The sequence below is a fragment of the Pseudomonas sp. H3_E07 genome (genome assembly GCF_054668895.1).
Genome location: NZ_CP162795.1, coordinates 673,274 through 696,103, shown reverse-complemented (window position 1 = coordinate 696,103; position 22,830 = coordinate 673,274). Strand labels below are relative to the sequence as shown.

The 22,830-nt window shown below is 60.5% G+C and carries 22 protein-coding genes; 11 read left to right on the top strand and 11 right to left on the bottom strand.

All coding sequences use genetic code 11. The annotated features are described in order from the left end of the window. Nucleotides 1–28 precede the first annotated feature (28 nt). Genes AB4O08_RS03025 through AB4O08_RS03015 form a run of 3 tightly spaced genes read right to left on the bottom strand, consistent with a single transcriptional unit; the run spans nucleotide 29 to nucleotide 3,841 of the window. Nucleotides 29–940 carry a glycosyltransferase family 2 protein gene (locus tag AB4O08_RS03025; protein ID WP_154847326.1) on the bottom strand — a complete coding sequence of 304 codons (912 nt, stop codon included), beginning with the start codon at nucleotides 938–940 and terminating at the stop codon, nucleotides 29–31. Between the two features lies 1 nt (nucleotide 941). Continuing rightward, nucleotides 942–2,402 carry a mannose-1-phosphate guanylyltransferase/mannose-6-phosphate isomerase gene (locus AB4O08_RS03020; RefSeq protein ID WP_010211548.1) on the bottom strand — a complete coding sequence of 487 codons (1,461 nt, stop codon included), beginning with the start codon at nucleotides 2,400–2,402 and terminating at the stop codon, nucleotides 942–944. Further along, nucleotides 2,402–3,841: an undecaprenyl-phosphate glucose phosphotransferase gene (locus AB4O08_RS03015; RefSeq protein WP_044286941.1), complete on the bottom strand. Its 1,440-nt coding sequence runs from the start codon at nucleotides 3,839–3,841 to the stop codon at nucleotides 2,402–2,404. The genes AB4O08_RS03020 and AB4O08_RS03015 overlap by 1 nt, the downstream gene beginning before the upstream one ends. On the opposite strand from AB4O08_RS03015, the gene AB4O08_RS03010 reads away from it, so the two are divergent. Further along, the gene (locus AB4O08_RS03010) at nucleotides 3,741–4,037 is read left to right on the top strand and encodes a hypothetical protein (RefSeq protein WP_162484834.1); all 297 of its coding nucleotides are present in this window, start codon (nucleotides 3,741–3,743) and stop codon (nucleotides 4,035–4,037) included. The two genes, AB4O08_RS03015 and AB4O08_RS03010, sit on opposite strands and share 101 nt — an antisense overlap. A 247-nt stretch (nucleotides 4,038–4,284) precedes the next feature. Here the strand turns inward: AB4O08_RS03010 and AB4O08_RS03005 are convergent, their stop codons facing one another. From AB4O08_RS03005 to AB4O08_RS02995, 3 genes are all read right to left on the bottom strand, one after another. Beyond that, nucleotides 4,285–6,768 (bottom strand): TonB-dependent siderophore receptor, encoded by a 2,484-nt coding sequence (locus tag AB4O08_RS03005; protein ID WP_460114691.1) that lies wholly within the window; start codon nucleotides 6,766–6,768, stop codon nucleotides 4,285–4,287. A gap of 105 nt (nucleotides 6,769–6,873) precedes the next feature. Beyond that, the gene (locus AB4O08_RS03000) at nucleotides 6,874–7,824 is read right to left on the bottom strand and encodes a FecR domain-containing protein (protein ID WP_021492066.1); all 951 of its coding nucleotides are present in this window, start codon (nucleotides 7,822–7,824) and stop codon (nucleotides 6,874–6,876) included. Beyond that, nucleotides 7,811–8,326 carry a sigma-70 family RNA polymerase sigma factor gene (locus AB4O08_RS02995; protein WP_010211544.1) on the bottom strand — a complete coding sequence of 172 codons (516 nt, stop codon included), beginning with the start codon at nucleotides 8,324–8,326 and terminating at the stop codon, nucleotides 7,811–7,813. The genes AB4O08_RS03000 and AB4O08_RS02995 overlap by 14 nt, the downstream gene beginning before the upstream one ends. A gap of 160 nt (nucleotides 8,327–8,486) precedes the next feature. Here AB4O08_RS02995 and AB4O08_RS02990 point away from each other — a divergent pair, with 160 nt between their 5' ends. Next, nucleotides 8,487–9,116 carry a LysE family translocator gene (locus AB4O08_RS02990; RefSeq protein WP_431480066.1) on the top strand — a complete coding sequence of 210 codons (630 nt, stop codon included), beginning with the start codon at nucleotides 8,487–8,489 and terminating at the stop codon, nucleotides 9,114–9,116. Between the two features lie 362 nt (nucleotides 9,117–9,478). Here AB4O08_RS02990 and inhA read toward each other — a convergent pair whose 3' ends face one another. After that, nucleotides 9,479–10,159: an isonitrile hydratase gene (gene inhA / locus AB4O08_RS02985; RefSeq protein WP_021492064.1), complete on the bottom strand. Its 681-nt coding sequence runs from the start codon at nucleotides 10,157–10,159 to the stop codon at nucleotides 9,479–9,481. Nucleotides 10,160–10,249: 90 nt separating this feature from the next. Here inhA and AB4O08_RS02980 point away from each other — a divergent pair, with 90 nt between their 5' ends. Continuing rightward, entirely contained in the window at nucleotides 10,250–11,254 is a 1,005-nt protein-coding gene (locus AB4O08_RS02980) for a GlxA family transcriptional regulator (RefSeq protein WP_460114690.1), read from the top strand. On the opposite strand, the gene AB4O08_RS02975 is transcribed toward AB4O08_RS02980, so the two are convergent. From AB4O08_RS02975 to AB4O08_RS02960, 4 genes are all read right to left on the bottom strand, one after another. Continuing rightward, nucleotides 11,188–12,102, bottom strand: coding sequence for an alpha/beta fold hydrolase (locus tag AB4O08_RS02975; protein WP_010211540.1), 915 nt, complete (start codon nucleotides 12,100–12,102; stop codon nucleotides 11,188–11,190). The two genes, AB4O08_RS02980 and AB4O08_RS02975, sit on opposite strands and share 67 nt — an antisense overlap. 74 nt (nucleotides 12,103–12,176) lie before the next feature. Beyond that, a complete protein-coding gene (locus tag AB4O08_RS02970; protein WP_021492061.1) occupies nucleotides 12,177–12,650 on the bottom strand; it encodes an isochorismatase family protein in 474 nt (157 codons plus the stop codon). 48 nt (nucleotides 12,651–12,698) lie between these two features. Then, nucleotides 12,699–14,525: a glycoside hydrolase family 15 protein gene (locus AB4O08_RS02965; protein WP_010211538.1), complete on the bottom strand. Its 1,827-nt coding sequence runs from the start codon at nucleotides 14,523–14,525 to the stop codon at nucleotides 12,699–12,701. After that, nucleotides 14,518–15,318 (bottom strand): glucose 1-dehydrogenase, encoded by an 801-nt coding sequence (locus AB4O08_RS02960; protein WP_045792329.1) that lies wholly within the window; start codon nucleotides 15,316–15,318, stop codon nucleotides 14,518–14,520. Before AB4O08_RS02960 ends, AB4O08_RS02965 begins: the two co-directional genes overlap by 8 nt. Nucleotides 15,319–15,571: 253 nt before the next feature. Between AB4O08_RS02960 and AB4O08_RS02955 the strand changes: the two genes are divergently transcribed. Genes AB4O08_RS02955 through cysC form a run of 8 tightly spaced genes read left to right on the top strand, consistent with a single transcriptional unit; the run spans nucleotide 15,572 to nucleotide 22,766 of the window. After that, nucleotides 15,572–16,294 (top strand): HAD family hydrolase, encoded by a 723-nt coding sequence (locus tag AB4O08_RS02955; RefSeq protein ID WP_460114689.1) that lies wholly within the window; start codon nucleotides 15,572–15,574, stop codon nucleotides 16,292–16,294. Between the two features lie 25 nt (nucleotides 16,295–16,319). Next, nucleotides 16,320–17,543 (top strand): transaldolase family protein, encoded by a 1,224-nt coding sequence (locus AB4O08_RS02950; RefSeq protein WP_252959470.1) that lies wholly within the window; start codon nucleotides 16,320–16,322, stop codon nucleotides 17,541–17,543. Continuing rightward, nucleotides 17,540–18,268, top strand: coding sequence for a sulfotransferase-like domain-containing protein (locus AB4O08_RS02945; protein WP_460114688.1), 729 nt, complete (start codon nucleotides 17,540–17,542; stop codon nucleotides 18,266–18,268). Before AB4O08_RS02950 ends, AB4O08_RS02945 begins: the two co-directional genes overlap by 4 nt. 10 nt (nucleotides 18,269–18,278) lie before the next feature. Further along, nucleotides 18,279–19,004, top strand: a complete 726-nt coding sequence (locus AB4O08_RS02940; RefSeq protein ID WP_010211533.1) for an SDR family oxidoreductase — start codon at nucleotides 18,279–18,281, stop codon at nucleotides 19,002–19,004. Further along, nucleotides 19,001–20,137, top strand: a complete 1,137-nt coding sequence (locus AB4O08_RS02935; protein ID WP_021492059.1) for a Rossmann-fold NAD(P)-binding domain-containing protein — start codon at nucleotides 19,001–19,003, stop codon at nucleotides 20,135–20,137. Before AB4O08_RS02940 ends, AB4O08_RS02935 begins: the two co-directional genes overlap by 4 nt. A gap of 7 nt (nucleotides 20,138–20,144) precedes the next feature. Next, entirely contained in the window at nucleotides 20,145–20,915 is a 771-nt protein-coding gene (locus tag AB4O08_RS02930) for a class I SAM-dependent methyltransferase (RefSeq protein WP_010211531.1), read from the top strand. Nucleotides 20,916–20,925: 10 nt separating this feature from the next. Further along, nucleotides 20,926–22,155 carry an MFS transporter gene (locus AB4O08_RS02925; protein ID WP_010211530.1) on the top strand — a complete coding sequence of 410 codons (1,230 nt, stop codon included), beginning with the start codon at nucleotides 20,926–20,928 and terminating at the stop codon, nucleotides 22,153–22,155. Continuing rightward, a complete protein-coding gene (gene cysC, locus AB4O08_RS02920) occupies nucleotides 22,152–22,766 on the top strand; it encodes an adenylyl-sulfate kinase (protein ID WP_187517111.1) in 615 nt (204 codons plus the stop codon). The genes AB4O08_RS02925 and cysC overlap by 4 nt, the downstream gene beginning before the upstream one ends. Nucleotides 22,767–22,830 lie beyond the last annotated feature (64 nt).

Genomic DNA, 22,830 nt, shown 5'->3' with positions numbered 1-22,830 from the left:
AAGGGGGACTTCCTGTAGGGCATGATGCTCACCTCCAATAACCGGGAAACATGCTGATGCGCCGCTTGAGGGCGAGGGGGAGGCGACGCTCCAGATGGCCCAGCCGGTAGCCGAGCAGTTTGAACGCACTGCGTACCAATACTTCGGGGGCGCGGTACAAGGCACCGGCTTTGCGCAAGGCCGCGAGTTCGGCCAGCACATAGCGCTTGCCTTCGCCTCCCGCGTCGCCAAAGGCCTGCTTGATCCACGGTTCGCGACCGTAGAACACGCCAATATCGAAGTAGCGGTGAAACTCATCCAAGAGCTTGTAATCGTGGGAGTGATGCACCAGCGCCGTGGCGGCGTAGCGCACCTTGTAGCCTTCGAGCAGCATGCGCGCCGCCACATAGGCGTCTTCGCTGCCGATCACATCCGCCGGAAAACCGCCCACCGCTTGCAGCACACTGCGCCGGTACACGGAAAACGAGTCGGAACTGAAGCAGGTCCTGATCCCCAGCTCCGGCGCATCGGCCAGGCTCTTGCTGCGGCTCTGTTCGGGGTAGTTGAAGTGCCGCGATTGTGCACCCAGCACACCCGCATCGGGGTGGGGTAACTGGCGGCCGTACGCCACGCCGTTGAGCGGGTCCTGCTGCAATTCGGCGAGCAGATTGGCGAAGGTCTCGGGGGTGGCGGGAATCGCGTCCTGGGTCATCACGATCAGCGCGTCGCCGGACACTTGTTCGCTGGCCCAGCGCCGCGTGCCGCCGTGGTTGAAGTCACGCGCGTCGATCACCTCGACCCGTGCGCCGAACTCGCGAAAGCGCGCCACCGTGTCATCGCTGGAGGCGCTGTCCACCACCAGCATCTCGTCAGGTTGCAGGGTTTGCATGCGCAGCGCCGGCAGTAGACGCGCCAGGTGGCTGGAGGCGTTGCGAGTCGGGATAATCAGTGACGTGCGCATGTTATTTCTTCACGTCTGCCGGGGCGCGCCCGTAGATGTCGTCGAAGCGCACAATGTCGTCCTCGCCGAGGTACTCGCCGCTCTGCACCTCAATCATCACCAGGTCAATGATGCCGGGGTTGGTCAGGCGGTGTTTGTGCCCGGCCGGAATGTAGGTGGACTCGTTGGCGTTGATCAGGAATTCGCGCTCGCCGTTAGTAATTTGCGCCGCGCCGCTGACCACCACCCAGTGTTCGCTGCGATGGTGGTGCATCTGCAGTGACAGCGATGCCTGAGGCTTGACCACGATGCGCTTGATCTTGAAACGGCTGCTTTCCTCCAGCACGGTGTAGGTGCCCCACGGCCGGGTGACGGTGCGGTGCAAGCTGTACGCCGGATGGTTTTGACGCTTGAGCTCGGCGACGATGTAGCGCACATCCTGGCTGCGGTGGGCGTCGGCGATCAGCAGGGCATCCGGGGTGTCGACGATAATCAGATCACGCACACCCACGGCGCCAAGTACACGCTTGGGCGAGTCGATGTAGCAGTTGTGCACGTCATGCAGAATCGCTTCGCCATTGACCTGATTGCCATGGGCGTCGCTCGGGGTGAGCTGGCGCAGGGCTTCCCAGGAACCGATATCGCTCCAGCCAATATCGCAAGGGACCACGGCGACTTGCGTGGACTTCTCCATCAGCGCCACGTCGATGGAAATATCCGGCGCACTGCCAAAGGCCTCCGAGTCCAGTTCACGCTGGCGCGAGGTCTTGTTCTGCAGACTCTGGCTGTGGTCCAGAGCGGCACGCGCAGCCTCCAGCACGTCAGGTGCATGAGTGGCGAGTTCGTCCACCAGGGTGCTGGCCTTGAAGCAGAACATGCCGGCGTTCCACAGGTGCTTGCCGCCATCCAGGTAGGCCTGGGCAGTGGCCAGGTCGGGTTTTTCCACAAAGCGTTTGACCCGGTTGCCCGTGCCCAGCCGTTCACCTTGTTCGATATAGCCAAAGCCGGTTTCCGGCTGGTCCGGCTGGATGCCGAAAGTCACCAGGTAGCCGGCTTCGGCCAGGTCCCGGGCCTGGGTCACGGCCTCGGCGAACGCCACTTCATTGAGGATCAAATGGTCGGCAGGCATCACCAGCAACTGCGCCTCACCCCCGAAATGTTCCTGCACATGCAGCGCCGCCACGGCGATCGCCGCCGCGGTGTTGCGACCGAACGGCTCCAGTAGCAGGTCCAGGGGCAGGTGGGCCTTGTTGACCAGGCGATAGTCATCCAGGGTGCGGAACAGCAGGTCACGGTTAGTCACGGTTAACACGCTTTCCACGCCGGGCAATTTGGCGGCGCGCTGGAAGGTTTTCTGCAGCAGGCTCTGGCCGTCGCGCATGCGCATGAACGGCTTGGGCATGTTCTGCCGAGACACCGGCCACAGCCGCGTGCCCGAACCACCGGAAATGATGCAGGGAATTAATCCGTTGAGTGTGTTCATCAATAGACTTCCTTGGTGGAAAGGACGGCCGGGACCGTCATGAAAACGATGTACAAGTCAAACCACACCGACCACTTGGAGATGTACTCCAAGTCGTACTCGACACGTTTCTGGATCTTGAACAGGGTGTCGGTCTCACCCCGGTAACCATTGATCTGCGCCCAGCCGGTAATGCCCGGCTTGACCCGGTGCCGGGAGCTGTACTCGCTCACCGCCACCTCGAAGGGAACCCCGGCCGCCTTGGTGGCGGTGGCATGCGGACGCGGGCCGACCATGGACATGTTGCCCAGCAGCACGTTGAACAGTTGCGGCAGCTCGTCGATGCTGGTCTTGCGGATGATGCGGCCCACGCGGGTGATGCGCGGGTCTTCGCGAGTGGTCTGGCGCTCGGCGGTGAAGTCGCTCTGGTCGGTGTACATCGAGCGGAACTTGAACACGCGGATTTCATTGTCGTTGTAGCCATAGCGGTTCTGGCGAAACAACACCGGGCCCTTGGAGTCGAGCTTGATGGCAATCGCCGTTGCCAGCATCACCGGCGACAGCGCCACCAACGCCAGGCTGGCCAGCAGCAAATCCTCACAGCGCTTGATCACCGGCGACCAGCCACGCAGCGGCAACTGCGAGGTGTTGAACATCAGGATGCCGCCCACGTCTGTGATTTTGCTGTGGCCGTAGCGCAGGGCGGCCATGTCCGGCACCAGCACGACGTTCACCGACAACTGCCGCAGGCGGTTGACCAGGCCGTGAATGCGTTGTTCGGCAGCCCAGGGCAGGCAGATCATCACCTGGTTGACCTGCTCGGCGCGGATCAGTTTTTCCAGGTCGCGGGTGTTGCCCAACAGGGGCAGGTTGCTCAGCTCCTTGGGAATGCGTTCGGTGCGGTCATCGATGAAGCCGACCAGGCCGGAACGAATATCGCCGTTGCGCTGCAAATGATCGGCGACATGCACGGCGGTGTCGGTAAAGCCCAGGATCACCGTACGTTGCAGGTATTTGCCGGCACGCATCAGCCGGCGGTACAGGCGCAGCATTACCAGGCGTTCAAGACAAAACAGCCCCAGGCTGACGATGTACCACGTCACCAGGTTGCGTGGGGTCAACTGCGGGAAGAACTGCAGAATCTGGTACATGAACAGCAGGATGCAAAAAGCCGCCGTCCAGGCCTTGATCTTGGCTTTCAGGCGCAGCCGGTTGCTGAACAATTCTTCGGAATAGGTGCCCAGGGCCTGGAACAGAATAATGGTCAGGACCGCGAAAAACACCAGCAGGCCCAGGAAGTGGGCGCGCAGCTCAGGGTCTATCGGGTCCAGGAAGAGTACCAGGACCAGTGGAGGCAAAATGGCCGTCAGGCCATGGATCAACTTGACGAAAACAACAAAGAACTCAACAAAACCGGCGCGCGTTAAAAACAAACTGTCGACAGACGACTTCTCTCGCATAAAAACATCCCTCATTGCACTCCAGACTTCGCTGTTTGATTGTTTGTTCAATAAAGCAGCAGGCTGCTTTAGCGCGCTGGACAAACTGGCTACTCTGGGTAATACGCAACTTTTCATTGCAAATGCAGCTATCCATTTGAATGGATTTTGCAGGGTAGTGACTGGGGTGGTGACTAAAGGCGTGTGTCCTTACTGAGTCTCGTCAATTAATTGACTGCCGTGCGGAAGTGGCGGGCTAGATAGGTTAATTAGTCTTTTTTGAGGCATTTTATTGACGTTCCTTGTCTGGACACTCGTTAATAAGGTGTGTTTTTGAGTGTAGGAACAAATGTCGGATTTTTCCTGCTTAAAGGAAAAACCTTTTTTGAGGCGAGGAAGGAAAGGGGGACAAATAGAGCGTGGCAGGGCGTACTTACTGCCCTGCCACCGGGGCGTTCGCCCGATCAGAAGTTGCCTTTTAAACTAACGGTGAAATTGCGTGGTTCGCCGTAGAAGTTACCCCAGGAGGCGGTACCGACTGTGTTGTAATAGCTTTTGTCGAACAAATTGTTGCCGTTGAGCGCCACGGTCCAGGTGTCGTCGAGGCGGTACGCCATGCGTGCGCTCCAGGTCGCATAACCGGCCTGTTCGAGCTTGATGGTTTGCACGCGGTAGTTGCTGCTTTGGGCATTGACCCCGGCGCCCACGCTCCATTTCGCCAGCGCGCCGTCGAGCTGGTAGTCACCCCACAATCGCAGCATGTGCCGAGGCACGTAAGTGTTGGATGAACCGCCTTCGACCTGGCTGTCGATGTTTTTCAGAGACTTGGTCTGGGTGTAGGTGTAGCCGCCGAAAAGCTGCAGGCGCTCGAGCAATTCACCGCTGATTTCGGTCTCCACGCCTTGGGCGCGCACTTTGCCGGTGTCGGTGTAGCAATAACCATCGGCGGAAGTCGGGCACATCGTGGTGTAGTCGGATTCGGCGCCGTTTTTCTCGATGGCGCGGAACAGTGCCACGGAGCTGTTGAGGCGTCCGTCGAACCATTCGCCTTTGATCCCCAGCTCGTAGTTGTCACCGATCTTGGGCTTGAGTGCCGCGCCATCGACGGTGGCGTAAGAGCTCTGCGGCTGGAAGATATCCGCGTAGCTGGCGTACACCGACAGGTGCTCGTCGAGGTCATAGATCAGCGCGGCGAACGGGGTGACTTCACCGGTTTCCTTGGTGCGTGCGTCCTGCACTGCCCATTCACCCCAGGCCAGGTTGTTGGACTGGCGACGGTTCTCGTACCAGCTCACGCGGCTGCCGACGATAAACATCAAGGGCTCGGCCAGGCGCAAGCGCAAGGTCGCGTAGGTGCCGTATTGAGTGGCGGTTTCCTTGACCGTGCCGCCGCGATACATGTTCGGCCAGAAGGTGTTGTCATCCGGCTCAGGGAAGTGGTGGTCGGGCTGGTAAATGCTCTGGCGCTTGGGCAGGTTCTGGATCGCGTACACATCGTCCTGGGTGCCACGGCTGCCGTTGGCGCCGAGGATCAGCTCATGCTCCAGGCCAAAGGCTTCGAACTTGCCGTCCACATAGGCATCGAGGCCGAAGTCCTTGTGGTCGTAGTCCATCAACGCAGCATAGGAGTTGGCCGTGGGCGCCGGGTTGCCATAGTTGATGGTGCCTTCGCTGGCGGCATACTTGGTGTCTTGCAGGTTGCGGCTGTGGACCGCCGCGACCTTGAGTTTCCAATCATCGTTGAAGTGATGGGTTACATCAGCGAAGAACGTGGTGCGCCGGCTTTGCCAGTCGTTCCAGGATTGGCCCAGGCAGGTCGAGCGGCTCAGGTTGGCGCTTTTGCCGTCGGCATAGCGCGGCAGGCCGCCCCAGCACGGCGTGGCGTCGACATCTTCGTAGCTGGCGCCGACGCCCAGGGTGGTGTCCGGCGTGAGGTCGAAATCCAGCGCGCCGTAGAACGCCTGGTCCTGGCGCTTGGCGATGTCCATGTACGACCCACGCGTCTGCTGGCTCACCGCCGCGCGACCACGCAGCGTGCCGCTGTCATTCAACGGACCGCCGGTGTCGACATCGGCGCGGTAGTTGTCCCAGGTGCCGGCCGATAGCGACAAGCTGGTGGTGGGCTTGGCCTGTGGACGCTTGCGCACGAAGTTCACCGCACCGCTGGCGGTGCCGGCGCCCTTGAGCATGCCGGCGGCGCCCTTGAGGACTTCCACGCGGTCATAAATCGCCATGTTCGCGCTGAAACTGTCGGCCTGGACGTAGTCCTTGCCCATGTCCAGGGGCACGCCGTCGTACTGGTACTGGCCGAGCATCTTGAAGCCTCTGGAGTAGAAGTACTTGCCGCCCATGGGTGACTCGTAGGTGGTGATGCCGGGCGTGCGTTCCATCACGTCGTCGATGGTGGTGACGTTCTGGTCGTCCATGAATTGGCGAGTCATCACACTCACCGATTGCGGGGTTTCCCGCAGGCTGTGTTCGCCCTTGCCGATGGTGACCGCGCCGGTGGTGTAGGAGCCGGTGCCGTCGGTGGTGGCGCCCAGACGTTCGCCGTTGATCAGGGTGGCGCCCAGGTTCAGCGAACCGGTATCGGCCACTTGTGGCAGCAGCATCCAGGTGCTGTTGCCCTGGCGTTGGGCTTGCAGGCCCTGGCCGCGTAGCAGTTGTTCGAGGGCCTGCTGAGAATCAAAACGGCCACTCAAACCCTGGCTGGTTTTGCCGGCGACGCTGGTGGCGTCGTACGACAGGCTGATGCCGGCCTGGCGGGCGAACTGGTCCAGTGCTGTTGCCAGGGCACCGGCAGCAATGTTCCAGTCGCGGGCCTGGGTGTCGCTGGCCGGGGTTTCGGCCATCACGGCCACGGGCAAGGCGCTGCTCAGGCAGACGCCAAGCAAGGCGGCCTGTACCGCACGCTTGAGGGGGGAACGAGGGGAAGGGAACGCTTGCATGACCGCGGGATGCTCCTGAAGGAAGTGGATAAAACTGGCCTGTTGATCGGCCTTTCCTTACAGGTCGAGCGGCAATGAGAATTCACCTCATTTATTTTTGAAAATTTACACGCGCGGTGAAACGGTCACCCAATAGCGGCTGCGGTACGTGACATCGAGCTTGAGCGACTGCGCCACCAGGCCCAGCACCTGATCGGTGTCGTCCAACTGATAAGTCCCCGACACCCGCAACCCGGCCACTGCCTCGCTGCAGCGCAACAAGCCGTTGCGGTAGCGACCCAGTTCGGTGAGAAAATCGTCCAGGCGCATGTGGTGGGCGCTGATCACGCCATCGCTCCAGGCCCAGGGATCCAGGCCGTTGGCGACCGCCGGGCGAATGCCGCTGCGGTTGAACACCACCTGTTCGCCGGGCTTGAGGACCTGGCGTGCGCTGGCGGTCTGGCTGTCGGCGAACACCGCCACCGCGCCTTGCTGCACGGCGAGCAAAGTGCCGTAGGCGTCTTCGCGTACCAGGAATCGCGTGCCGAGGGCGCGTAGGTAACCGTCACGGGTCTGGACCCAGAAAGGGCGGTCGTCGGCCCCGGTATTCACCACGATTTCTCCCTGGCGCAACTGCACCAAGCGTCGGTCTGCGTTGAGCGACGCATCGATCGCGCTGGCGCTGTTGAGCTGGATCCGGCTGCCATCGTTCAATGCCACCCAGCGCCGTTCGCCGGTCGCGGTGCGATAGTCGGCCATCCAGGCGGGCAGGGGCGTGTAGTCGCGACCGAGCCAGGTCAAGCCCGCGGCGCCGGCCACCAGGCCCAGCAGTTTCAAGCCCTCACGGCGACTGATGCGTTGGCGCGCCCCGCGCAGGGCATGCCGGCCGACCTGGGCCGGTAGATGATTGAAATCGTCATTCATCGCTGTCACCCGCTGCCACACCCGCTGGTGTTCGGCGCTGGTGTGCAGCCAACGTTCGAAGGCGGCGGTGCTGGCATCGTCGGCGACATTGAAACGCAGGGTGATCATCCACTGGATCGCCTGGTCGACCAGCTGCGCGTCAGTTTTCGACATAACGCAACCGGTAACACGCGTGCAGCGCCTTGGACAGGTCCCGTTCCACCGTGGCCTTGGACACGCCGAGACGCAGGGCGATCTGTGCGCAAGTCAGGCCATCCAGTTGCGCCAGCAAAAAGGCTTCGCGCACGCGCGGCTTGAGCTGGTCGAGCAGACGGTCGATACGTTCCAGGCTGTCGAGGATCAACAGGCGGGTTTCTTCCGACGGCACCTCGACTTGCGGGAAGTGCGCGAGGCTTTCCAGGTAGGCGCGCTCCAGTTCGCGGCGGCGGTATTGGTCGATCATCAGGCTGCGGGCGATGCTGCTCAAGTACGCACGCGGCTGCTGCAAGGTTTGCTGCCTGCGCGCATTAAGCAGGCGCACGAAGGTTTCCTGGGCCAGGTCGGCGGCGTGTTCGCGGCAGCCGGTGCGGCGGCTCAACCAGCCGCGCAGCCAGGCATGATGGGCATGGTAAAGCTGGCCGATGGCGGCATGGTCCAGTGGGTGATCGCTCGACATGGGCATCCTGGCGCAGCTATCTTAATTGATAATGTTTCGCATTCTAATCGTTGCTCATGACGCTTCGCAATTGCCGCAGCGCAATGTATCCAGCACAATTTTTTGTCCGCCCTGGATGCACGGACTAATCTGCAGGCTTTTCCCGGTGGAAGGCTTGAGCATGATCGACCTGGCGACCCTGGCGGTATTTTCCGGTGCTGTGCTGTTGTTGCTGTTGTCCCCGGGGCCGAACATGGCCTTTGTGGTCAGTCATGGCGTCACCCATGGTTGGCGCGGGGGGATGGCATCGGCCCTGGGTATTGGCGTGGCCGACGTGCTGTTGACCGCCTTGACCGCTACCGGGGTGACGGCGTTGGTTGCCAGTTGGCCGCCATCCTTTGACGTGATCCGGTATGCGGGGGTGGTCTACCTGTTGTGGCTGGTGTTCAAGACCTTGCAGAAACGCCCCGTGCCGAATGCGGGGCACATCGACCGTGTGCCCTTGGGCCGGGTGTTTTTGCAGGCCATGCTCAATAGCTTGCTCAATCCCAAGGCGTTGCTGTTTTTTGTGGTGTTTTTGCCGCAGTTTGTACGGCCGGAAGCAGGGGACATTGCGGTGCAGTTGATGGTGCTTGGGGGGGTGTTGACCGTGATTGCAGCTGTATTTCATGGGCTGTTGGGCATTTTTGGTGGGGCGCTGAGTCGGTTTTTTGCCCGTCGCTCACAGGGGGCCTGGCTACAGAAATGGGGGTTGGCGACGGTGTTGACGGTGTTGGCGGTGCGCTTGGCGGTGATGTCTCGCCCAGCCTGACTTGAAGAGAGTACGGCTGATCAATGTGGGAGCTGGCTTGCCTGCGAAGGCGGCCTGACAGCCGACCTGGATGTTGGATCAGGCCGGGTACCTATCCGTTATTTAGGTAACGGCTGCTATGGGTTTCGCCCTTACGGCGACTCACTTTGGAAAGGCCGGAATGCCGGCCCAGCCCAAAGTAAGCAAAGGACTCTTGCCCCAACACTCGGCACCTCGCCTAGGCTCGGTGTGCCCGTAATCCGACAAGGAATTGGGGGGCCGCCTTAGATCAAGATCAAGAGCGGCTCCCTTCGCATCGTGGTTAGCGTTTAGATACCTACGACTATCGCCGACAAGCCGGCGCCTGCAGCTGCTTGGCAGAGTCAGCCCAACCGTGCCGCCGCGCGCGCGACGATCTCACCGCGCACTCTGCGCGATTCGACGGTGCGCTTGTTGGCTTCTTCCAGCACGTGCTGGGGCGCGGTGTCCGGGCGGCCGGAGTCGAAGGGTGGCGCGGGGGCGTATTCAATCTGCAACTGCACCAGTTGCGCCGCCGCCTCGCTGTACAACTCGGCCGCCAGGGTCAGGGCGAAGTCGATGCCGGCGGTGATGCCGCCGCCGGTCAGCAGGTTGCCGTCACGGACCACGCGTTCGTGTACGGGGATGGCGCCGAGCGGGGCGAGCAGGTCGTGGTAGGCCCAGTGTGTAGTCGCCTTGCGTCCCCGTAGCAAACCTGCCGCGCCCAGTACCAGCGAGCCGGTGCACACCGAGGTCACGTAGCGCGCGGTCTGTGCCTGGACCTTGAGGAAATCCAGGGTCTGCGGGTCTTCCATCAGTGCGCCCACGCCGGAACCGCCGGGTACGCAGATCACATCCAGGCGCGGGCAGTCGGCGTAGGTCATGGTCGGGGTAAACACCAGGCCAGTGCTGGAGGTGATGGGTTCCAGGTCTTTCCACACCAGGTGCAGGTTCACCTCCGGCAGTGAACCCAGCACGTCGTAGGGGCCCGTGAGGTCCAGTTGCTGGATGCCGGGGAACAACAGAAAGCCGATCTGCAAGGTCATGAATGAAGCTCCGTGAAAGGGGTGGACGGCTTCACTCTAGAGGCCTAGGCTTTGGCGAATACGCCATTGAAGCCACGAATCACGCCAATCATGCCTCGAATCGTTCACGTCCTCGCTTTCGATAATGCCCAGGTGCTCGATGTGACCGGGCCGCTGCAGGTGTTCGCCTCCACCAATGACCTGGCGCGCCAGCGCGGCGAACCCTTGCCTTACGCGGTGTCGGTGATCGCCGCCCAATCGGAACCGGTGATGACCTCCGCCGGCCTGGCCCTGGTGGCCGAGCCGTTACCGGCTGCGGACGCGCCGTGCGATACGTTGGTGATCGCCGGCGGTTGGGGCGTGTACGGCGCTGCCGAAGACCCGGCCCTGGTGGATTGGGTGCGCGAGAAAGCCAAACACACCCGGCGCATGACGTCCGTCTGCACCGGCGCGTTCCTGCTGGCCGCCAGCGGCATGCTCGACGGTTGTCGCGTGGCCACTCATTGGACCCGTTGTGAAGAGCTGGCGCGCAAATTTCCTTCGTTGACGGTGGAGTCCAACCCGATTTTCATTCAGCAGGGTGCGGTCTGGACGTCCGCCGGTGTCACCGCTGGCATCGACCTGTGCCTGGCGCTGGTGGAGGAAGACCTGGGCCGCGCCATCGCCCTGGAAGTGGCGCGGCACCTGGTGGTGTTCCTCAAGCACCCCGGTGGTCAGTCCCAATTCAGCGTGACCCTGTCCCTGCAAAAAGACGACAGCCGTTTCGCCGAACTCCACGCCTGGATGGCCGAAAACCTGACCCTCGACCTGAACATCCCCACCCTGGCCGCCCAGGCCGGCATGAGCGAGCGCAGCTTCGTGCGCCACTACCGTGCCGAAACCGGCCAGACCCCGGCACGCGCCGTCGAGTTGATCCGCGTCGAAACCGCGCGCCGCCAACTGGCGGACAGCACCGCATCGATCAAACGCATCGCTGTGCAGTGCGGGTTTGGCTGTGAAGAGACCTTGCGACGCAGCTTCCTTCGCGCCCTGTCGGTGACGCCCCAGGCCTACCGCGAGCGCTTTTCGCCAAGCAGTTCCAGCAGCGCATCAAGCGTGGCGTGTGGCGCTTCCTGAGGAATATTGTGGCCCACGCCCGGCAGCACCTGGCGTCGGTAAAACCCGCTGAAATGCTCGATGTCATCATCCTCGTCGGGCGGCGGGCCCACGCCATCATCGGCGCCGCACAACGAAATGCTCGGCACTGAAATTGTCGGTTGCAGGGCCAGCGCGGCTTCAATGGATTCCAACGCCGGGTCGCCGGGCGCGTACATGAAACGATGGCGATACGAGTGAATCACCACCTCGACGAAATCCGGGTTATCGAACGACGGCGCGGTCTGCTCATACAGGCCCGGCCCCTCGGCCCAGGACGGCGACCACAGTGCCCACAACAGCTTGCACAGTTCACGCCGGTTGGCGGTCAAGCCGTCCACACCGCGCTGGGTGTGAAAGTAGAACTGATACCACAAGCGATGCTCCGTCACCGGCGCCCTGGGCTTCAGTGACTTGGCGATGTCCTGGATGTTGTAGCCATCCCCGGTCACCAACCCGCGCACCCGCTCGGGCCACAGCGCCGCGACGATACACGCGGCACGCCCACCCCAGTCATAGCCGGCGAGGGTCGCCTGGGGAATGCCCAGCGCATCCATGAAATCCAGCAGGTCCTTGGCCAACGCCGCTTGTTGCCCGGAACGCATCACCTGCTCGTTGATAAAACGCGTCGGGCCATAACCGCGCAGATACGGCACTAGCACCCGACACCCGCGCGCGGCGAGTACCGGCGCGATCTCGTCATAGCCGCGCGGGTCGTAGGGGAAGCCATGCAGCAGGATCACCGGCGTACCGTCGAGTGGGCCGTGGGCTTCATAAGCCACGTCGAGCAGGGTGGTGCGCACGGTGTGCAGGGGGAAGGCGATGGTCATGGCGGACTCCTGTCAGGTGCTGGAACTCTAGCCGAAAGGCGTGACGGCAGGGTGCGGGACTGAAGGCTGGGGCGTTACGTGTCCAGGCCGAGGTCGGCGCGGCGCAGCACATGCTTGAAGTGATGCCGCCACAGGTCCACCCCCAACTGCCCCGACCGGTCCAGCGACGAACCCATCGTGAGATCGCTGATCAAGGTCGGCTGCAACCCCGCGTCAAATAGCGCAAACCCCGCCGCCAGCACACAGGTGTCGGTCTGGATGCCGCACACCAGTACGCGCTCTGGCCCGAGGCTTTTCAGGTAGGCAACGGTCTCGGGTGTCGGGGCGTAACCATGCTTGATAAAGATGCGGTCGGCTGCAATCAGGCTCTGGTCATTCGGTGCCGGTTGCCAGCCGAGCTGCCGGGCGAAGGGCGTGATGCTTTCGTCATGGCGTTCCACGGTGGCGACTGACGGCATGCGCCCGAGCAGGGCGTTGATGCCGTCCACCAGCCACGTGGGCGGGTTGAAGGAAGGTTGCACGTCGATGATCAGCAGTACCTGGCGCATGGCGTTCCTGTCCGTAGTCGAGGGCCTGCCCATTGTGCACAGGCCACTTCAGGGTTGCCAGGTGGTTTTCTGCCCGCTGAGTTTACGGTCCAGAAACGATGCCGCACTGATCAACGCCAGGTGGCTCAAGGCCTGGGGTGTATTGCCCAGGTGCCGGGCCTGGTTGTCGAACTCTTCGGCGTAGAGGCCCAGAGGGTTGGCGTAACGCAGCAGTTGTTCGAATTCCAGGTGGGCCTTTTCCACTTGCCCGGCGCGGGCCAGGCATTCGACGTACCAGAACGAGCAGGCTGCAAACGCGCCTTCGGTGCCTTGCAGGCCGTCGATCTGGCTGTCGTCGTTGCGGTAGCGGTAGACCATGCCGTCGCGCACCAGGCTTTTCTGAATGGCTTCCAGGGTCGAGAGCCAGCGTGGATCGGTCGCCGCGACAAACCTCACCAACGGCATCAATAGCATGGAACCGTCGAGCGCCGTGGTGCCGGTATGCTGCACGAAATGCCCGCGTTCTTCGTTCCAGAAGTTGCTCCAGATGTCGGCGTAGATCGCTTGGCGAGTCTGGTCCCAGCGTGCAAACGGCGCCGGCAACGAACGCTTGGAGGCCAGGCGGATGGCGCGGTCCAGCGCCACCCAGCACATCAGTCGTGAGTGCAGGAAGTGATGCTGCTCGCCACGCATTTCCCAGATGCCCACGTCTTTGGTGTTCCAGATTTCACAGACCTGATCGGCCACCTCCACGGTGTGTTTCCAGCCTTCATGGGAGATGGCCTCGCCGTACTTGTTGACCAGGTAGACGGCATCCATCAGTTCGCCATAGATGTCCAGTTGGATCTGGTCGAACGCCTCGTTGCCGATGCGTACGGGTTTGGCACCGCCGTGGCCGGCGAAATGGTCGAGTTCGGCCTCCGGCAATTCCTGGCGGCCGTCGATGCCGTACAGGATATTGATCTTGGTCGGCTGGTTGCAGCAGTCGCTGACCCGGCCTTTGAGCCAGCGCATATAGGCATTGGCTTCTTCGACAAAGCCCAGGCGCATGAAGGCGTAGACGGTGAACGATGCATCGCGGATCCAGGTGTAGCGGTAGTCCCAGTTGCGCTCACCGCCGGGCGTCTCGGGCAGGCCAAAGGTGGCGGCGGCGATGATTGCGCCGTGTTTGCGCGAGGTCAAAAGCTTGAGGGCCAGGGCCGAGCGGTTGACCATTTCGCGCCAGCGCCCGCGGTAGTTCGATTGCGCGATCCAGCCGCGCCAGAACGTCAAGGTGTGGGCCAGCGCCAGGTCGGTGCAGCGGCTGTCCACCCGTTCATCCTCCTGGCCACCGAGGACGAACTCGGCGCCTTCTTCCTGGCCCAGGGTAAAGCTGGCCACGGCGGCACCGTCTTTGATCTGCAGCGGGTAGCTGCCGGACAATCGCAGACCGGGTTGGCCTTCGGCGCTGAAGCACACCGTGCCATCGTCACGGGTGGCTTGGGTGGGCGTTCGCGCGTAGTCGTGGCGTACCGCACAGCGCAGATGAATGTCGGCCTTGCCACTGACCACACGCACCCGGCGGATCAGCAGCGGCAGGTCATCAACGTCCTCGCTGATGGCCAACAAGTCAGTGATCTCCACCACGGCCTCGTCGCTGAGCCAGCGCGTTTGCAGCACGTTGGTGTCGGGCAGGTAGATCTGTTCGCGACGGGCGTTGGGCAGGTCCGGGGTGAGTTGGAAAATGCCGGCGTCGGGACTGTCCAGCAGCGAACAGAAGATCGACGGGCTGTCGAATTCCGGCCAGCAGAAGAAGTCGATGCTGCCTTTGTCGTTAACCAGTGCGGCACTGCGCATATCGCCGATAATGCCGTGGGCATCGATGGGGCTTTGTTGTTCGTTCTTCAAATCAACCATTGCCACGGAACTCCGGATAAAGGCTCATGCCGCCATCAATAAAGAGCGTGCTGCCGACCACATAATCGGACGCATCGCTGGCCAGCCACACCACGGCGTTGGCCACGTCTTCCACGTCGCCGACTCGCCCGTAGGGGATCAGCTTCAACAGTTCCTTCTGCGCTGCGCCTTCGGTGGCCGCGCGATTGATCGCGGTGCGTATCGCCCCCGGCGCAATGCCGTTGATGCGGATGCGCTGTTCGCTGACTTCCTGGGCGAGGGTGCGCATCAGCATCTCCACGCCGCCCTTGGACGCTGCGTAATTCACATGCCCGGCCCAGGGGATCAGTTGGTGCACCGAACTCATGTGGATGATTTTGCCCGCCGCCCGCGATACGCCTTCGCGCACGCCCTGGCGGTTGAAGATGCGCACCGCCGCGCGGGCACACAGGAACTGGCCGGTGAGGTTGACGCCGATCACCGCGTTCCAGTCGTCCAGGCTCATGTCCACCAGGTTGGCGTCCTTCTGCATCCCGGAGTTGGCCACCAGGATGTCCAGGTGACCGAAGGCATCCAGGGTCTGGGCAAAAAGCCTCTCTACATCGTCTTCTTTTGAGACGTTGGCGCCGATGGCAATCGCCCGGCCCCCCTCGGCGTTGATCTGCTCTGCCAGGGCCTCGGCCGGTGCGGCCTGGCTGTTGTAATTGAGCACCACGGCCGCTCCGGCTTGCGCCAGCGCCTTGGCCGCGCCGGCACCGATTCCGGAGCTGGCACCGGTCACCAGCGCTACTTGTTGCTCCAACGAAATACGCATTGCTCACCGACCTTGAATTCGTGAGTTCAAGTAGCTGACTGATCGCGCGCAAAGGAAGTTCACCCGTGTGAAATTAGCGACTACAACCATGGTGAAAAATGGAATAACAGAACTATAAAAAATAACCATAAGATACTAAAAAACCGCTCAAAAGCGTTTGACAGGCTTTTTCGCCGCGTGTCTTATAGGCACACATCAACCCGCTCCGTTGGTAGTTCGGAAGTCATCGCGGGGCCACCTATAAGAGAAATCCATGTGCCATTCGGCCGATATAGGGGAACTACCCGTTCAGGTAAAAGCAGCGGCCTTAGTTGGCGTGCATAAGTTAGTTGGCGTGCCTAAGTTAGTCATCTTCGATTGCGATGGTGTCCTCGTCCAAAGTGAAGAAATAACCCTGTCTGTATTGATCTCCATGTTTAATGCTCTTGTTCAGGGCGACACGATGCTTGATGTGACACATTTCACCGAACACTTTCGTGGGCGGAAGATTGCTGAGTGTTTGCGCGAAGCCGAGCAGATATTGAACATCAGTGTGGACGAAGTGTTTGAACAACGCTTTCGCGAGCGAGCGCTGCACGCGCTGACACTCGGGTTGACAGCGACGGAAGGAATAGTCGAAGTGCTGGAAAGTTTGGAAGTGCCTTATTGCGTCGCCTCGAGTGCACCACGCAATAAGATAGAACACTGTTTGCGCCTGGCTGGACTGTTTTCTTATTTCGAAGGGCGGATATTCAGCTGTTATGAATTGGGTCGTTGGAAACCCGATCCGTTGGTGTTTATGACGGCTTGTCGCACTTACAGTATTGATGTGAGTGATGCGCTGGTAGTTGAAGACAGTGTGACGGGTATCCAGGCAGCCGTTGCTGCCCAAATAAAAGTGCTGGGCTTTGGTCCACCGCATCGGCATGCGCAATTGGCCGCGGCGGGAGCATTGCCGATTGCCGACATGCGTGAAGTATTGACCATTTTCAATTGACTTATTAACTCAGGGAGGCGGCGTTGTGAACACACTTGGTTACCTGGAACGGCTCAAACGCAACGATCAATCTTCAGAAGTGTGGTGGGATTCGTCGCCTGCCGTGTACCTGCCGTACAAACAACACCTGCTGGAAAAATACCCGGCGGCCGCGGTTTATATAGAAGCGTTGATGCCGGATGAGTTTTCCCAACCTTGGGGCTTATGCAGTGCGACCACCAACCCCCGGTTGGTGACGGCCGTGATCCTCGATAAGCGTGAGTATTGGTCCTCACGTTTCAACTTGGCCAACCTGTCTCCCAGTGAGTTGCGCAAGCAGTTGTACAACGAGGTCATTGTTGAAGGTGCCGCGACGCTGATGCCAAGGTGGGTGCAATCGGCACAGGTCGAAGGTTGGATTTCCGCCCAGGTCGACCCGGTTGACGTGCGCTGTACCGAACGGATGACCACCCGAGGGTTGGAGTTGCAGCGCCTGGCGCCGAACGTGATGGTCAAGGTGCCCGGCAGTCTGGAAGGGCTGGTCACGGTCGAACACCTGGTGGCCCAGGGTGGGTCGGTGAATATCACCTTCTGCTTCACGGTTGCGCAGTTCCAGGCCGGTATCCAAGCCATCGAGCGCGGCTTGGCGACTGCGCGCAGCAACGGGATCGACACCGGGCGCTGCAAGTACGTGATCACCTTCATGATCGGGCGTTTCGCCTGCCAGCCCGAGTTCACGCTGCAGGCTGCCGAGCGTGGTCTGGCCTTGAGTGCCGAGGAACTGCGCTGGGCTGAGTTGTTGATCTACGAGCAGATCCAGGCGCTGGTGGCGGCCTCGAGCGTGCCGGTCAAGACCCTGCTTTCCAGCATAAAGGTCGATGTGGACGAACGTGGCAACAAGCATTGCTGGCATCTGGAGAAGACCGGGCAGACGGCGACCTGCTACACGCTGACACCGGAGGTGGTGGAGTTCCTGATCGAGCGCGAAAGCCATGGCAAACCCGTCGTACCCGCGCTGGAGCACCAGAAACCGCCCACGTCGACCTTTGCGAAGCTGATTCGCATCCCCTATTTCTACGAAGCCTACTTTGTCGACAGCATTGAACCGTACGACTTCGGTAACCATGAAGCCTTTATCAACGCCTGCAATGAAGCCAACAGCGCGCATCGGCGCCTGGCGGATTACTGCGTTCGGCTCTGCCCAGTGGCCAGACCGTTCAAACGCGCACTCAACGCGTTGCTCGCCGCCGAATTTGGGGTGATTGCATGAACAGGATGATCGGGTTGTGGGCGCACCCACGTTCGCGCTCCACGGTGCTTGAGCGCGTATTTATCGAGCGGGGCGATTTCGAGGTCTTCCATGAGCCTTTTGCGCATATGGCATTTTCCGAGGACTCGGCGATCCCCTCTGATGAGTGGGATCACAGTTTGCCCACGACTTACCAAGGCATTAAAGAACATCTGCTTGATGCCCGTGAGCGTGCGAATGTCTTTCATAAAGACATGTGTTATCACTGTTTGGATGACTTGAAAGTTGATACTGGCTTTCTCGCGCAACAGGACAATATCTTTCTTATTCGCGAACCCGCCAGCAGCATTATTTCCCATCATCGGGTGCATCCCGAAATGCCCTTGCAGGCCATCGGGCATAAAGCGCTGTACGACATATTTTGTGTCGTCACCAAACTGACGGGGAAAGTGCCTTATGTGATCAATGCCGATGATTTGGCCGCAGAACCGGAGCGGGTGATTCGCAAATTGTGTGATCACTTGAATATAGAGTTTCTGCCACACGCCATGACGTGGAAACGTGAGTGCCCACAACAATGGAAGACGTGGCGTAGTTGGCATGTCGAAGCGGAAAACAGTGAGCGGATTGTTTCGCCAGATAAGCAGGGCGTCGATATTGAGGCAGTTGAACAGTATCCGAAGTTAAAGGCGATGTATGAATACCATCGAACGTTTTACGCGCGCATGAATGAATTTTGCCAATAGGGATTGTTGTATGAAAAAGTTGATTGTTACTGGAGCGGCCAACGGAATTGGCCGAGCCACTGTGGAATTGGCGATTCAGCAGGGTTATTTCGTGATCGGTGCGGACAAGGATGCCGAGGGCCTTAACGTGCTGCAAGGTCTGTATGGTGCTGATGTATTCGAGGCGCACAGTGCTGATTTCTCGGATATGGCTGTTATCAAGGGGTTTATCCCAACGCTTTATGAGCGGCATGCAAGTATTGACGGCCTGGTCAATAACGCCGGTATTTATCACGGCAAAAGTGTCTATGCCTACTCCGATGAGCAGATAGACGAGATCCTCACCGTCAACCTCAAGGCACTGGTTTATCTCTCCAAGGACTTCGCCGAACGGGAAATGCAGCATGAAGCCCCGCGCAGCATCGTCAACATCGCTTCGGTGGCCGGTGAAGTGGGCAGCTGCGATGCGCTCTACGGCGCCACCAAGGCGGCGGTGATCGGCCTGACCAAGGCCAATGCCTGGAACTTTGCGCCGTTCGTACGGGTGAACGCGGTCTCCCCGGCACTGATCCATGAAACCGCCATCTACGGCACCATCCCCGAATACCGACGCGCCGAGTACGCCCGCCAGGAAGTGCTCAAGGAGCCGATCCTGCCCAGTGGCGTGGCCGAGGTCATCTTGCTGCTGGTGGGCGATGCGATGCGCCATATCACTGGCAGAGTGATTCCGGTCGACAATGGAGCCTACCCACGATGAGCCTTCCGGTACGCAAGAGGAAACTGTTGCTGGTGGGCGCTGGCAACCTGTGCCTGCAGATCCTGAAGATTCTGGGGCCGAAAAACGCGTTCGAGTTTGTGGTGTTGGGCCGCAATGAGGAGGCCACGATCCGGCTGTGCAACCTGGTGGCGTTGTCCTGTGCGCAACTGGGCCAGTTTATCGACATCAAACCGGTGATTGCCGACCTGACGGACATCGGCAAGGTCACGCGGCTGTTACGTGAAGAAGCCCCGGATATGCTGGTGAACTGCGCGTCGTTGCAGTCATGGCGGGTCATCACCGGGTTGCCCAAGCTGTCGTTCGAGAAGCTCGACCAGGCCCAGTTCGGTCCCTGGCTGCCCATGCACCTGACGTTGATGCATTGCTTGATGCAGGCGGTGAAAGCCTCCGGCATCGCTACCAAAACCGTGAATGCGGCGTTCCCCGATGCGGTCAACCCGATCCTGGCGCGCATCGGCCTGGCGCCGGACATTGGCGTCGGTAATGTGGCCAATCTGGTTCCGGCCGTGCGCCTTTCCATCGCACGCTTGCTTGAATGTGCACCCGCTGATGTGCAAGTGCAGCTGTATGCCCAGCACTACTTCAGCCACTACGTGCCGCGCGGTGGTTTGCCACCGCGTGCCAGCTACCGCCTGCTGTATGACGTGCGCAATCGGCCAGAGGTGGCGCGCCTGCCGGCCGAGGCGATTTTCTCAACGGTGAAGTCCGAGTTCCGTCGCCTGGGCGGGGTGGATGGGCAATTCCTCACCGCGTGCTCTGCGGTCACGGTCATCGAAGGGCTGTTCTCGTCCGTGCCGGTCCTGGTGCATGCGCCGGGTCCTCTCGGGCTTCCGGGCGGCTATCCAGTGTGGCTGCACGAAGGGCGGATCCAGGTGCAGTTCTCCGAGGCTTGTCCACAGGATGAGGCGGTGCGCATCAATAGCATCTGCCAGAGCCAGGACGGCATCGACGAAATCCACTGTGATGGTTCGGTCACTTACAACCCGCACTGCATGGCCGTCATGCAATCGATGCTGGGGTACTCCAGGAACACCATGTCCATCGAGCAGTCCGCCGAGTTTGCCCATGAGCTGGCGAGTAAATACCTGGCCTTCAAAAATTCAACCTGGTAGGTGTGTGATGAATCAGATATCGGGGCGCAAGCACAACGATGTACCCAGCTATGCCAGGCAATATTCGGCGGATTTCGTCGAGCGTTGGGATGAGCTGATCGATTGGGAAAAACGCAAGGCCGGGGAGGGCGGGTTCTTCGAAAACCTGCTGCGCAGCCACGGTGTGCGCTCGGTGATCGACGTGTCGACGGGCAGCGGTTTCCATGCCGTCCAACTCAAGCAGGCGGGCTTTGAGGTGGTTGCCACGGATGGCAGCAGCACCATGTTGACCAAGGCGCGGGCGAACTTTCGCAAACATGGCCTGGACATTCAGTCCCATTATCGCGACTGGCACTCACTGGATCCCCAGGAACTGGGCCAGTTCGACGCCGTGGTGTGCCTGGGCAGTTCGCTGTGCCATGTCTTCGCCGCCCACGATCGGTTGCGGGTGTTGGCGAGGTTCAGGGCTTTGCTCAAACCGGGTGGTTTGCTGATTGTGGATCAGCGCAATTTCTTCGCCATCCGTGCCGGCAACTACAAGGCCAGCGGAAATTACTATTACTGCGGTAAGAACGCGTCGGTCAGCCTGGGACAGGTCGATGAGCACCTGTGTGAGTTCATCTATTCCTTTGATAACGCGGAACTGTACCGGCTGCAGGTCTATCCCCTGTTGCCGGGCGAATTGAAGGGGGAGGTGCTCAAGTCCGGGTTCACCCACCATGAGAGTTACGGTGATTTCGAACTGGACTACGACATGATGGATTGTGATTTCGTCATCCACACTGCGCGCGCCGAATAAGGAGGGCTTGATGAGCACACTCGTACAGAGCAATGCGCGCCCCTTGGACAGCGTCGTGCTGGCGGTGGTCCTCACCGGGTTCGTGGCCAGCACTTATGGTTTTGGCGTTTACCTGTTCGCCAACCTGGTGGTGGACATGCGCCGCGACATCGGTTTCGACTACACCACCGTGGGCCTGATCACCGGCGGCGCGCAGATTGGTTTCCTGCTGTTTTCATCGGTTACCAGCTATATCAGCCGGTTTTTCGAGGGATGGAAAATCAGCCTGGTGTCTACGGTGATGACGTCCCTGGCGCTGCTGGGGTTAAGCGTCAGTAACAGCATCTGGTTGTCGGGGGCGCTGTTGATCTTGCTCGGTGGCTGTTCCGCTTCGGTGTATATCCCGTTGGCGGAGATCGTTACCAAGGGCTTCAGCCCGGGCAATCGCTCGCGGGTCATGGGGCTGATTTCCAGCGGCACCAGCTACGGCGTATTCATCAACGGTTTGCTGGTGTCGTTTCTGACACTCAATGGTGGCTGGCGCTCGATCTGGCTCACCGCCGGGCTGATCTCGGTGGCCCTGTGTGGGGTGGCGTGGTTTCTGTTGCGCAACCTGGCTGCGGGCCAGGACGCCGGGTTTTCCGGCGAGGACACCACCGCCTTTGACCGTCAGCAACCCTGGCTCGGTCGCTCGTTGTACCTGACCTGGGCCATTGCCTTTCTCAATGGCATGGCGTTGCTGCCGTTCCAGACTTACCTGGCGCCGTTCCTGCGCGATGAATTGGGTGTGTCGGTACGGGACGCCGGGTTTATCTGGACCACCCTTGGTGCCGTAGGCATGGCGTCGGGTTTTCTGGTGGGCTGGATCGCCGACAAGGTGGGCGTGCGCGCGTCGCTGGCAATGTGTTTCCTGAGCGCGGGGCTGGCCGCCAGCCTGGTGTTCAGTTTCAACAGCCTGCCGTTGTTCTATCTGGCGGCGTTTCTGTTTGCGCTGGCGTTCTATCCCATCTTCGGGCTGGTCCCCAGTTATATCGGGCAAATCGTCCCGGTCAGCCGTCTGACCCAGGCCTTCGGTATTGCCAACGTGTTGATCGGCCTGGGTGGCGTGTGTGGCAATTTCCTGGGCGGGTTTTCCAAGGATTTGACCGGGTCGTTTTCGACGGTCTACTGGGTGGTGGCGCTGTTGCTGTTCGTGCAATGCGTGATGGTGTTCCTGTTGGGTAAACGGCCCATTTCGGTCGGGGAGGGCGAGCAGTCATGAGTTATTTTCCAGACACTTCAAACCAGAACCTGCACGCCTTTGCGTTCAGCCGCCGGCGCGCCGGGCATCCGAGCATGAAACACAAACCCGTGGTCATCTGGATGACCGGCCTCTCCGCGTCCGGGAAGTCGACCATTGCTGATGCGTTGGATATCGCGCTGCAGGAGCAGGGGCGAATCACTGCCATTATCGACGGCGATTCGGTACGCGGCGGGCTGTGCCGGGACCTGGGGTTTACCGACAGCGACCGCGACGAGAACATCCGTCGCGTCGCCGAAGTGGCGCGGTTGATGCTGGAGGCGGGGTTGATCGTGATCGTGGCGCTGATTTCACCTTCGTCGGCCAGCCGGCACTTTGCGCGCTCGATCATCGGCAACGAGTTTTTCGTCGAAGTGCATGTGGATGCGCCGTTGGAAACCGCGGAAAAACGTGATCCCAAGGGGCTGTATAAAAAAGCCCGCGCCGGGTTGATCAAAAACTTCACGGGTATCGACTCCCGCTACGATGTACCGGTGTTTCCGGAAGTGCATTTGGATACCCAGGCGCTTTCAGTGGAACAGTCGGTCGCGACGATTCTTGATTGGGTGGCGCATAACGACGGTCACACCTAGCCGTCTGTCTTTGCGCGAGGATGACACTGTCTGCATGCTGAAAAAACAAGGTAATCTGCGCCAT